Origin of the sequence: Mammaliicoccus fleurettii (genome assembly GCF_002018435.1) — a bacterium.
Classification (GTDB): domain Bacteria; phylum Bacillota; class Bacilli; order Staphylococcales; family Staphylococcaceae; genus Mammaliicoccus; species Mammaliicoccus fleurettii.
In genome coordinates, this window is the sequence record NZ_MWJM01000002.1 from 49,243 (window position 1) to 61,842 (window position 12,600).

The 12,600-nt window shown below is 32.0% G+C and carries 12 protein-coding genes, 1 riboswitch and 1 other annotated feature; all 12 genes read left to right on the forward strand.

The features are described from left to right. Positions 1 to 21: 21 nt before the first annotated feature. The 12 genes from mutM to B2G86_RS01780 all read left to right on the forward strand — a co-directional run bounded on the left by mutM (position 22) and on the right by B2G86_RS01780 (position 12,600). The gene (gene mutM, locus B2G86_RS01725; RefSeq protein ID WP_078356419.1) at positions 22 to 894 is read left to right on the forward strand and encodes a DNA-formamidopyrimidine glycosylase; all 873 of its coding nucleotides are present in this window, start codon (positions 22 to 24) and stop codon (positions 892 to 894) included. Between the two features lie 8 nt (positions 895 to 902). Continuing rightward, positions 903 to 1,496 (forward strand): dephospho-CoA kinase, encoded by a 594-nt coding sequence (gene coaE / locus B2G86_RS01730; RefSeq protein WP_078356420.1) that lies wholly within the window; start codon positions 903 to 905, stop codon positions 1,494 to 1,496. 230 nt (positions 1,497 to 1,726) lie between these two features. Beyond that, a complete protein-coding gene (locus B2G86_RS01735; protein ID WP_078356421.1) occupies positions 1,727 to 2,761 on the forward strand; it encodes a glyceraldehyde-3-phosphate dehydrogenase in 1,035 nt (344 codons plus the stop codon). A 191-nt stretch (positions 2,762 to 2,952) separates the two neighbouring features. Continuing rightward, positions 2,953 to 3,411 (forward strand): transcriptional regulator NrdR, encoded by a 459-nt coding sequence (gene nrdR, locus B2G86_RS01740; protein WP_078356422.1) that lies wholly within the window; start codon positions 2,953 to 2,955, stop codon positions 3,409 to 3,411. A gap of 11 nt (positions 3,412 to 3,422) precedes the next feature. Next, on the forward strand, positions 3,423 to 4,805 hold the full coding sequence (locus B2G86_RS01745) for a replication initiation and membrane attachment family protein (RefSeq protein ID WP_078356423.1): 1,383 nt from the start codon (positions 3,423 to 3,425) through the stop codon (positions 4,803 to 4,805). Further along, positions 4,805 to 5,725, forward strand: a complete 921-nt coding sequence (gene dnaI, locus B2G86_RS01750; RefSeq protein WP_078356424.1) for a primosomal protein DnaI — start codon at positions 4,805 to 4,807, stop codon at positions 5,723 to 5,725. Before B2G86_RS01745 ends, dnaI begins: the two co-directional genes overlap by 1 nt. 316 nt (positions 5,726 to 6,041) lie before the next feature. Continuing rightward, positions 6,042 to 7,970 carry a threonine--tRNA ligase gene (gene thrS, locus B2G86_RS01755; RefSeq protein ID WP_078356425.1) on the forward strand — a complete coding sequence of 643 codons (1,929 nt, stop codon included), beginning with the start codon at positions 6,042 to 6,044 and terminating at the stop codon, positions 7,968 to 7,970. 69 nt (positions 7,971 to 8,039) lie between these two features. Next, positions 8,040 to 8,212: riboswitch (Lysine riboswitch) on the forward strand. A gap of 89 nt (positions 8,213 to 8,301) precedes the next feature. Next, positions 8,302 to 9,795, forward strand: a complete 1,494-nt coding sequence (locus B2G86_RS01760) for an amino acid permease (protein ID WP_078356426.1) — start codon at positions 8,302 to 8,304, stop codon at positions 9,793 to 9,795. Between the two features lie 52 nt (positions 9,796 to 9,847). After that, positions 9,848 to 9,973 (forward strand) — a sequence feature (ribosomal protein L20 leader region). A 23-nt stretch (positions 9,974 to 9,996) separates the two neighbouring features. Beyond that, a complete protein-coding gene (gene infC / locus B2G86_RS01765; RefSeq protein WP_078356427.1) occupies positions 9,997 to 10,527 on the forward strand; it encodes a translation initiation factor IF-3 in 531 nt (176 codons plus the stop codon). Between the two features lie 25 nt (positions 10,528 to 10,552). Beyond that, positions 10,553 to 10,753 carry a 50S ribosomal protein L35 gene (gene rpmI / locus B2G86_RS01770; protein ID WP_078356428.1) on the forward strand — a complete coding sequence of 67 codons (201 nt, stop codon included), beginning with the start codon at positions 10,553 to 10,555 and terminating at the stop codon, positions 10,751 to 10,753. Between the two features lie 42 nt (positions 10,754 to 10,795). Beyond that, positions 10,796 to 11,155, forward strand: a complete 360-nt coding sequence (gene rplT, locus B2G86_RS01775; RefSeq protein ID WP_016910906.1) for a 50S ribosomal protein L20 — start codon at positions 10,796 to 10,798, stop codon at positions 11,153 to 11,155. Positions 11,156 to 11,976: 821 nt separating this feature from the next. Beyond that, complete coding sequence (locus B2G86_RS01780; protein WP_078356429.1) at positions 11,977 to 12,600, forward strand: NUDIX domain-containing protein; 624 nt, start codon at positions 11,977 to 11,979, stop codon at positions 12,598 to 12,600.

The window sequence follows — 12,600 nt, forward strand, 5'->3', positions numbered from 1 at the left end:
GTAATAGAAAGAAGATTGAATATGCCGGAATTACCAGAAGTTGAAAGTGTTAAAAGAGTGATTACACCTAGAATACTAGGTGCAACTATTCAAAATGTAACTTTTTCAGATAAAGTGAAAATTGGAAAAGAAGTTGGGAAAGAAACAATTATAAAAGGAACAACTTTAGAATTGTTTAAGGAACGAACAGAACAATTTAAAATCATAAATGTATATAGAAGAAGTAAATATATTTTTATGGAAATTGAAAAAGAATCAGAAAGTAAAATCATTATGTGTCATTTTGGAATGACTGGCGCATTTTTTACTGTTCCTGAGCTATCTAATATAGAAATAGAAAATCATAGAAAGCATTGGCATGTAATTTTTGCATTAGATAATGGATTGAAACTTATTTATACAGACATTCGTAGATTTGGTGAATTGAGAGCGTTAGATGAGTTGAATGAGTATCCTTCTGTACTGAAAATAGCACCTGAACCATTTGTAAAAGAAGCTTATGAACATTATCTGGAAAAAATTATGTCAAAGAAATTTATTAATAAACCAATAAAAGTTGCTATATTGGATCATACTGTTATATCAGGTTGTGGGAATATATACGCTTGTGAAGCTTTATTAAGAGCAGGTGTTTTACCTACGAGAATTATAAAAGATTTAACAGTAAATGAGAGAGAGAAAGTGTTTAAAGAAGTGGTTAACGTCCTGCAAGAAGGAATAGATAATGGTGGATCGAGTATATCAGACTATTATAATGCAGACGGTGAAAAAGGAACGATGCAAGAGAAACATTTAATATATGGTAAAAAAGTATGTGGTCAATGTGGTGGACCAGTACTCCAGAAAGTTATAGCGACAAGAAATACACATTATTGTCCAAATTGTCAAAAGTAGGTGAAAAAATGCCGAAAGTCATAGGCTTAACAGGAGGCATTGCAACGGGTAAATCAACCGTTTCAAAGATGTTAAAAGAACGTGGATTTTATATTGTTGATGCTGATGTTGCAAGTCGAAAAGCTGTTGAAACAGGTAGTAAAGGGCTTCGACAAGTAGAAGAAGTATTTGGTAAAAAAGCAATATTAAATGGTGAAATGAATAGACAGTATGTAGGATCAATCGTTTTTAAAGACGAAGACATGAGGAAAAAACTTAATAACATTGTTCACCCTATTGTTAGAGAAATTATGGAAGAAGAAAAACAGTTAGGGTTAAAAAAAGATAAAAATGTCATTATGGATATACCATTATTATTTGAGAACAATCTTCAAGATACAGTAGATGAAACATGGTTGGTTTATACTACAAAGGAAACACAAATAGTTCGTTTGAAACAGCGTAATCAATTAACTGATGAAGAAGCATTATCAAGAATCAAATCACAAATGCCTATTGAAGAAAAAAAAGAAATGGCAGATGTTATTATAGACAATAATGGATCATTAGTAGATTTAACTCAAAATATAGAAACATTACTCACAAACAACTTTAATATATAGGTCGTTAAAGTAATAATTCTTATAAAATATATATAACACTCTCAGCCTGTTTGGAATTAATGGACTGAGAGTGTTTTTTTGATACATTAGCATTTTTATTGCTTATTTTTATTTACATTAAACTAATGATAAATTTTTAAAAAACATATTAGAAAACGTTTTCAATAAACTTTTAATGTGATATACTAATTGCAATAAATAGTATATCACATTAAAAGGGGTTCTCGACTATGACGAAAAATATTGCAATTAATGGTTTAGGAAGAATTGGAAGAATGGTATTGAGAGGTTCACTTAAATCTGATTTTTTAAACATTGTAGCTATCAATGCTTCTTATCCACCAGAAACAATTGCACATTTAATTAAATATGATTCAACGCACGGTAAATTAGATGGAGAAATTGAAGCGGTTGAAGATGGTATTGTTATAGATGGTCATAAAATACTACTAGTTTCTGAAAGAGATCCTAAATTATTGCCATGGGGAACTTTAGATATCGATATCGTTATCGAAGCAACTGGTAAATTCAATCATGGAGATAAAGCAATTTCTCATATTGATGCTGGTGCTAAAAAAGTTATATTAACTGGACCTTCTAAAGGTGGTCAAGTTCAAACTATCGTAAGAGGTGTGAATGATAATGCGATTGATTTGAATAAGTATGACATATTATCTAACGCATCTTGTACAACAAATTGTTTAAGTCCTGTTGCTAAAGTACTTAATGATACTTTTGGCATTGAAAATGGATTAATGACAACTGTTCATGCTTTTACTAATGATCAAAAAAATCTAGATAATCCGCATAAAGATTTAAGAAGAGCTCGTTCTTGTACTGATAGTATTATCCCAACTTCAACAGGCGCTGCTAAAGCTTTAGCACTCGTACTTCCTGAACTTGAAGGTAAGATGCACGGTATGGCTTTGAGAGTTCCAACTTCCAATGTATCTCTTGTTGATTTAGTAGTAGATTTAAAGACAGATGTGACAGTTGAACAGGTTAACGATGCATTACGTCAAGCAAGTAATGGTCCATTGAAAGGTATTATGGATGTAAATGATGAACCGCTTGTATCTATAGACTTTAATACAGATCCTCATTCGGCAATTGTTGACGAGCAATCTACAATGGTAATCGATTCAAATAAAGTTAAAGTATTAGCTTGGTACGACAATGAGTGGGGCTATTCAATGAGAGTTGTAGAATTAGCTGAACAAGTTGCAAATATTTTATCAGAAGTTAGAGAACAAAAAATTTCATAATTAATATAATTTACGAGAAGAACGTAATGTGGTAAAACTAATTCCACATTACGTTCTTTTTATTAAAATAATTTCTTTTAAGTGATAAATGTATTATTGTATACCCTATGTAAAATAGTGAGCGTTTAAAAATATACGAAACTACTGTATAATTTATGTATGAAATTAAATGTATATAAGAGGTGAAACGAATGAGATGTCCAAACTGTAAATACGAAAATTCTAAAGTAGTAGACTCTAGACATGCTGATGATTTAGTTGCAATTAGACGAAGAAGAGAATGTGAATCATGTGGCTTTCGTTTCACAACTTTCGAGAGGGTAGAACTTACGCCACTAATAGTCGTTAAAAAAGATGGAGCTAGACAAACTTTCAATAGAGATAAAATATTAAATGGATTGGTTCGATCATGTGAGAAAAGACCGGTTGCTTATCAAAAGTTGGAAGATATTACGAATCAAGTAGAAAAAGAATTAAGATCTGAAGGTATTACAGAAGTATCTTCCAATGATATTGGGGAAAAAGTTATGGAACATTTAATGGACGTGGATCAAGTTTCATATGTAAGATTCGCTTCAGTATATAGAGAATTTAAAGATGTCGATCAATTATTAAAATCAATGCAAGGTATATTGAAAGACCGAAAGTAAGGTGAGTATTAATGGCGGAATATTTTAATGGCGTAAAACCAAGTGATGGTTTTTATGTTAAATCAAATTATAATTATACACATGTTCATCAAGATATATTAATCAGCTTATACACGCCATTAATTGGAACAGATGCAATTGGTGTTTATTTATATTTATCACAATTTAACTATCATAATGAAATAGAAGCATATAACCATTACACGATAATGAATGATTTGAAAATTAATTTATCTAGTTTTAGAGATTCACTCGATTTGTTAGAAGGTATTGGTTTATTAAAAACTTTCTTTAAGACTAATCAACAAGAACAAACATTTGTATATATGCTAGAACAACCAGCAACAACAGAACAGTTTTTCAATGACCCATTGTTATCGGTATTTTTATACCAACAAATCGGTAAAGCGAGATATATTTCATTAAAAAATAGATACAAAGATAAAAGTATATCAACAACAGAATATAATGAAGTGACGAAAAGTTTCACTGATGTGTTTAAAATTCCTAAGTTATCAGAATTAGAACATCAAGATGATATTCAAATTAAATTAGACACTAAAAGTAAAGGGCTTGATTTATCGGATGTGCAATTTGATTTTGAAATGTTGGAGTTATTATTGAATAATCATTTGATTTCTAAAGAAATATTGAACAAACAAACTAAAGAAGTCATTATTCAAATAGCAACTTTATATGGCATTACGCCAGTTGAAATGAAATCAATTATTTTAAAATCAATAACAGAAAATCAAACGATTTCTCTACAAGATTTAAGAAAACATGCACGTTCCATATATCAAATTGAGCACGAAGGTGAACTTCCTGCGTTAGAACTAAAACGAGAAAAACCCAAATCTGAACTAAATGATTCACAGCAGGAAGTAGATTCTCTGTTGTCATGGTTTGAATTACTTGATACAACTAGTCCGATTGAGATGTTGTCATCATTTACAAAATCAGAACCTACGACTGCCCAAAAAAGGGTTGTTGAAGATATTATAACAAGAGAGAAATTACCGTTTGGCGTATTGAATATATTGTTACAATATGTAATGTTTACAAAAAACATGCAGCTACCGAAAGCATATATTGAAGAAATTGCTTCAAATTGGAAAAAACTAAAATTAACTTCTGCTGAAGAGGCGTATCATCATATTAAAAAACTTGATAAACAAACTGAAGAAAAGAAAAAAGAGCGTATTAATACATCGAATAACTCATTTAAGTTAAAATCAATTGAAAAAACACCTGAATGGTTGTTGAAACAAAAGTCATCTGAAAAACCAAAAGATGAACAACAGAAAAATAACGAATCGAACGCTGCATTTGAAAAAAGAAAACAAGAGCTTCAAAAAGAAATGGAAGCTTTTTGGAAAGAAGGTGATCATTAATGGAACCATTAGGTCAACATTTAAAACAAAATAAAGATTTTCAAAAGAGATTGGAAAAGATAAAAAAAGATACACTCAATCATAAAGAAGTTAAAGCATTTTTAGATGAACACCAGTCAGAGTTAACAAATGAAATAATTGAGACTGATTTAGACCAGTTACAAGCTTATAAAGACCAATCTAAATGCTGTGAAAAATGTGCGAGTTATAGTAAATGTATAAATTTCGTAAAAGGGCATGTACCAGAATTATATATTGAAAATGATCACATAAAAACAAGGTATTTACCTTGTCCAAATAAAATTGAATATGATGAACGTAAATTTGAATCAAATCTTGTCACGTCATTCCAAATGCCAGAAGAAACTTTAAAGGCAACAATTAAAGATATATATGTTGATAATGAGTCGAGGATGACTATTATTAAAAAAGCCATGGAAATATGCAATAAAATTGTTGCTGGAGAAGATACAAAAGGTCTTTATATTCATGGTCCTTTTGGTACAGGTAAATCATATATTCTAGGTGCGATATCTAACCAACTTAAATTAAAAAAACAGCCATCTACAATAATTTATTTACCAGAATTTATTAGAGTGTTGAAAAATGGATTTAATGATGGTTCCTTTAGTGATAGATTTGAATCAGCTCGTGAAGCAAAAGTATTGATGTTGGATGATATTGGTGCGGAAGAATTAACACCATGGGTAAGAGATGAAATATTAGGACCATTGTTACATTATAGAATGGTTCACAAATTGCCGACATTTTTTAGTTCTAATTTTAACTTTGATGAATTAGAGTTTCATTTAAGTAAGACGAGACAAGGTGCAGAAATTACAAAAGCGAGTCGTATTATGGAAAGAATCAAAACAATAACTGAAGATTACGAGCTAGAAGGTAAAAATTATAGAGCTTAAATTTAACTTGATATTTTAAAATAGAGTTGTATAATTGAATTATCTTAAATGAATATAAAAATTTAGAGGACATGACGTCTATAAAGCATTTACAGAGAGTCTCATATCGCTGGAATTGAGATAATGCAATATAAATTGTTACTCCCTCATACATGATGTGTTAATCCACATACGGCTCAAGACCGTTATCTTATGTAGAGTTATCGTGCTCAGTTTTTGAGTGCGTTAATGAGGGTGGTACCGCGAGAGATTTCGTCCCTTTGGATGAGGTCTCTTTTTTATGTTCTTTAATAGAAAAAATGAGGAGGAAGTCGTTATGAGTGAAATAAACATTAAATTTCCAGATGGTAATGTGAAAGGGTTTGAACAAGGCACTACAACTGAAGAAATTGCTCAATCTATTAGTCCAGGATTAAGAAAAAAAGCAGTTGCCGGTAAATTTAATAATCAACTAGTAGATTTAACAAGACCTTTGGAAAATGATGGGGAGCTAGAAATCGTTACACCAGGTAGTGATGATGCTTTAGAAGTATTAAGACATTCTACAGCACATTTAATGGCTCAAGCATTACAAAGATTATACGGTGATGTAAAGTTTGGTGTTGGTCCTGTTATTGAAGGTGGTTTCTATTATGATGTAGATACTGAACACAAAATTTCTAGTGACGACTTCGAAACTATAGAAAAAGAAATGAAGCAAATCGTAAATGAAAACTTTAAGATTGAACGTAAAGTTGTAACACGCGACGAAGCAAAAGATTTCTTTAAAAATGATGAATATAAATTGGAATTAATAGATGCTATACCTGAAGATGAAAATGTAACTTTATACACTCAAGGTGAATTCACTGATTTATGCCGTGGCGTTCACGTACCATCAACTTCAAAAATTAAAGAGTTCAAACTATTATCAACAGCTGGTGCTTATTGGAGAGGCGATTCAAATAATAAGATGCTTCAACGTATTTATGGCACTGCATTTTTCGATAAGAAAGAATTGAAAGCGTATTTGAAAGTTTTAGAAGAAAGAAAAGAACGTGACCATAGAAAAATTGGTAAAGAGTTAGAATTATTTACTACTAACCAAGATGTTGGAGCAGGACTACCATTATGGTTGCCTAATGGTGCAGTTATTAGACGTGAATTAGAACGTTATATTGTAGATAAAGAAGTAGCAATGGGCTATGACCATGTTTATACTCCAATTATGGCAAACGTTGATTTCTATAAAAAATCTGGTCACTGGGATCATTATCACGAAGACATGTTCCCTACAATGGATCTAGGAAATGAAGAATTAGTTCTTAGACCTATGAACTGTCCACATCATATGATGATTTATAAAAATAGCCGTCATTCATACAGAGAATTACCAATACGTATTGCAGAATTAGGAATGATGCATAGATATGAAGCGAGTGGTGCAGTATCTGGTTTACAACGTGTTAGAGGTATGACTTTAAATGATGCACATATCTTTGTAAGACCTGATCAAATTAAAGAAGAATTTAAACGTGTTGTAAATATGATTCTTGATGTATACGATGACTTTGGATTCGAAGATTATACATTTAGATTAAGTTATCGTGACCCAGAAGATAAAGAAAAGTATTTTGACGATGATGAAATGTGGAATAGAGCACAAACTGTTCTTAAAGAAGTAATTGATGAAATGGAATTACCTTATGAAGAAGCTATAGGGGAAGCGGCCTTTTATGGTCCGAAATTAGACGTACAAGTAAAAACAGCAATGGGTAAAGAAGAAACTTTATCAACAGCTCAACTTGATTTCTTATTACCTCAAAAATTTGATTTAACTTATATCGGTAATGATGGTGAAGAACATCGACCAGTCGTAATTCACAGAGGCGTTATTTCTACTATGGAAAGATTTACTGCATTCTTAATAGAAGAAACAAAAGGTGTATTCCCAATTTGGTTAGCACCGAAACAAGTGGAAATCATTCCTGTAAATATTGATTTACATTATGATTACGCTAGAACAATTCAAGAAGATTTGAAATCTCAAGGTGTACGTGTTCATATTGACGATCGAAATGAGAAAATGGGATATAAAATTCGTGAAGCTCAAATGAAAAAAATACCTTATCAGCTCGTTGTTGGTGACAAAGAAATGGAAAATCAAGAAGTGAATGTTCGCCAGTACGGTTCTAAAGATTCTAATACAGTTGAAAAAGATGAATTTATTTGGAGCTTAGTTGATGAAATTAGATTGAAAAAGTAATAATCTATTGAAATTACTCGTTTCATCGGGTATAGTTTTAATAGTGAAATTTAATTAAATATTCCTCAGTAATGAGTTAGAGGTTGCGATGTTCAAAAGTAATTATTCAGAAGCGTAATGGCGCGTATGTTGAAATGATGAAAGGGGACGTTGCCGAAATAAATAGTATCCATAATACTATTTATTGGGCCAGTGTTGAATAAATACTGGACTGTCACACTAAGTGATGTGCTACCAATTTGTATGGAATGATCATATATAGGTCGCATATCTTAATGATATGCGATTTTTTTTAGTGGCTCGATTGTGGAATAAAGAAAGGGAAAAAACAATGGCTCAAGAAAAATCAACGAACAATGTTCAAAGAAAGCTTAAAGATAGACATATTTCTATGATTGCCATTGGAGGTTGTATAGGTACTGGTTTATTTATGACTTCTGGTGGTGCGATTAGAGATGCTGGACCAGGTGGAGCATTATTAGCATATGCTGTCGTAGGATTAATGGTGTTCTTCCTTATGACTTCTTTAGGAGAAATGGCAACATATTTGCCAGTTTCAGGATCTTTTAGTACGTATGCAACACGATTTGTAGATCCTTCATTAGGATTTGCATTAGGATGGAATTATTGGTTCAACTGGGTTATTACTGTTGCTGCTGACATTACAATTGCTTCACAAGTTGTCAGCTATTGGGAACCGTTAGAAATTATTCCATCATGGTTATGGAGTGTCATATTTATGGCCATTATATTTGGTCTGAATTCATTATCTGTACGTGTATATGGAGAAAGTGAATATTGGTTTGCTTTCATTAAAGTAGCTACAGTTATAATCTTTATCGGGATTGGGTTATTAACGATATTCGGATTACTAGGTGGAGAGTATTTAGGATTCGAAAACTTTGTAGCTGGAGATGCACCGTTCCTCGGAGATTCCAATGTTAATACATTCTTGCTAGTTCTAGGTGTGTTCTTAGTAGCAGGATTCTCTTTCCAAGGTACAGAGTTAATAGGTATTACTGCAGGTGAGTCTGAAAATCCAGAACGTGCAGTACCTAAAGCAATTAAACAAGTATTTTGGAGAATAATATTATTCTATGTTTTAGCAATATTTGTAATTGGTATGATTATTCCTTATACTAATCCAAACTTAATGGGTGGCGATGAAATAGCAAAATCACCATTCACATTGGTATTTGAAAATGCTGGTTTAGCATTTGCTGCTTCATTTATGAATGCAGTAATATTAACTTCAGTATTATCAGCAGGTAATTCTGGTATGTATGCATCTGTGAGAATGTTATTCTCTATGAGTAAAGATAAACTTGCTTCGCCAGTATTTTCTAAAACAAATAAGTTTGGGGTGCCTTATACAGCACTTATGGCTACTGCAGTAGTTGTCGTTCTAATATTTGCTATAGAGCATTTAAGTGGTGGGGCGTATGAGTATATTATCGCAGCATCAGGTATGACAGGATTTATTGCTTGGCTAGGTATAGCAATCAGTCACTTTAGATTTAGAAGAGCATTTGATCTACAAAATTATGATAAATCAAAATTGAAATATACTGCAAAGCTATTCCCATTTGGTCCGTTATTTGCGTTTGCACTTTGTGCAATTGTAATTGTCGGTCAAGATGTTGACTTCATACAAACTGGTGAGTTTGAACCAAGAAGATTCTTCATCACATATATGGGTATTCCAGTATTTTTAGCATTCTTTATTTTCCATAAAGTGAAATATAAAACAAAAATGATACCACTTAAACAAGTTGATTTAAGTCAAGATATCGATATGAAAGAATTTGAAAATAATATTAAATAAAGATTGACATAAAGGTTTATAATTGGTAAGATTAGTTTTGTTGAATACGAAACGGACCAAGTAGAGGCATACCCGCTTCTCACCTGTAGTGACGCGTAAAGCAGTTAGCAGGTACAATAAACCTTTAATGTTTATGGAGGAGAGCGGGTGCATTGTGCATTCGTTCTTTTTTTCTTGGACGACTTCGTAAAATTCTAGGAGGTGTCAACCATAGCTAAAGATCAGACTCAAATAAACGACAAAATTCGTGCGAAAGAACTTCGCCTTATTGGCCAAGATGGGGAACAAATTGGTGTTAAATCAAAATTTGAAGCCATTGAAATGGCTGAAAGAGTAGATTTAGATGTAGTAGTAGTAGCGCCAAATGCTAAACCACCTGTTGCAAGAATTATGGATTACGGTAAATATAAATTCGAACAACAGAAAAAAGAAAAAGAAATGCGTAAGAAACAAAAAATTGTTAGTGTAAAAGAAATTCGATTAAGTCCAACTATCGAAGAACATGACTTTGAAACTAAATTGAAACATGCACAAAAATTCTTATCTAAAGAAGATAAAGTTAAAGTATCTATTAGATTTAGAGGACGTGCGATTACGCATAAAGAAATTGGTCAACGCGTGTTAGAACGCTTTGCAGAATCTTGTAAGGATATAGCAACAGTTGAACAAAGACCTAAAATGGAAGGGCGTTCAATGTTCTTAATGTTAGCGCCAATTTCAAACGACAAATAAACCGAAATAATAGGAGGAAATCTCAATGCCTAAAATGAAAACTCATCGTGGAGCAGCTAAACGTGTTAAAAGAACTGGTTCAGGTCAATTAAAACGTTCTAGATCATTTACTTCACACTTATTTGCAAACAAATCTACTAAAGCGAAACGTAAATTACGTAAAGCTTCATTAGTTTCTAAATCAGATACTAAACGAGTTAAACAAATGTTAACGTACGTAAAATAATAAACATAGAGGACTAATGGTCCATTTTAAGGAGGAATTATAATGCCACGTGTTAAAGGTGGAACAGTGACGAGAGCTCGTCGTAAAAAAGTTTTAAAATTATCTAAAGGTTACTTTGGATCAAAACATACATTATATAAAGTTGCTAAACAACAAGTAATGAAATCAGGTAACTATGCTTACCGTGACCGTCGTCAGAAAAAACGTGAATTCCGTAAATTATGGATTGCACGTATTAATGCAGCATCTCGTCAAAACGACATCAGCTATAGCCGTTTAATGAATGGTCTTAAATTAGCTGGTATTGACATCAACCGTAAAATGCTTTCTGAAATCGCTGTTTCAGATGAAAAAGCATTTGCTGAATTAGCTACTAAAGCTAAAGACGCATTAGCTAAATAATATATTCTATATAAGAGCAGAAATTCTTCATTGAATTTCTGCTCTTATTTTTTGTAAAAATCATTTCGGTTACTCTTAGACTTGTTGGCATTTTTTTGCTCGTGCTTCCCCCACAGGAGTCAACTCTAAAAAATACCAAATATTAATTAAATATTTATAGTATAGGTGGAATTTATCCTAGAGTAGATTCTATGTTCAACAAATCTACTTATTAAAACAAAAAAACAAACTGAACTTATAAATTCAAGTTCAATTTGGCCACTATCCGTAGTAGCACTTAGAGCAATCATTTTTCTATATAAATATGGTTAGTTATTACGATGATTTTGTAAGTGCTGACGCCTGAGGGAATAGTATGCGTGAGAGACTACAGGCTCGAACCATACCCCTAGGCAAGCATGCAAGAACAAAATCGTAAGATTGTATAAAAGGTAGGTAAACATGCACAAACAAAATCGTGAGTTTGTATAAAAAGGTAGGCAAGCATGCACAATCAAAATCGTAAGATTGTATAAAACAGTAGGCAAGCATGTACGAACAAAATCGTAAGATTGTATAAAAAAGTAGACAAGCATGCACGTACAAAATCGTAAGATTGTATAAAAAGGCAGGCAAACATGCACGAAAAAAATCGTGAGATTGTATAAAAAAAGTAGGGAAGCATGCACGAACAAAATCGTGAGATTGTATAAAAAAGGTAGATAAGCATGCACGAACAATATCATAAGATGTTATTAAAAAAAGAACGAACAGACCCAACTCCTTTACGCTTTATAAACGCTTTGATAAAATAGTGTAGAAATAAGAATAAGGAGATTATTATGTCTAAATTTGATGAAATGATAACAGTGGTACCAAGAAAGACAATTTTTAATAATGAAACATATCAATTCGATGGATTTAAATCTATCCAAGATGAAGAAACAAAATATATTTACGAAACAATTAATCAATACGAAACTAAAAGACGTGGAGACATGGAAGAAGATCCATCATATAAACAGTTGATTTCATATTGTATTTTAGAAAATGAAAATAACGAAGTGTTAGTTTATGAAAGGTTAACTGGTGGTGGAGAAGGTAGACTTCACGGATTGAGTTCAATAGGTGTAGGTGGACATATGAATGATGTTCCTAATGCTACTAATGTTGAAGAAGTGATAAGAGAAAATGCTGCAAGAGAACTTGAAGAAGAAGTTGGTTTGAGTAAAAAAGATGTAGAAAATATGGAGTTAATCGGATTTATCAATGATGATCAGAATGAAGTTGGTAAAGTTCATATTGGCGTAGTGTTTAAATTAAAAGTCCAAAAAGAAAGTGTCGAAGCTATCGAAACTGACACATTGAAAATTAATTGGGTCAACCAATCGGAGTTATCTAATAATGAAAACTATGAAACATGGAGTAGTCTTATTATAGATGGTATATACAGAAGAGGTGAGTAA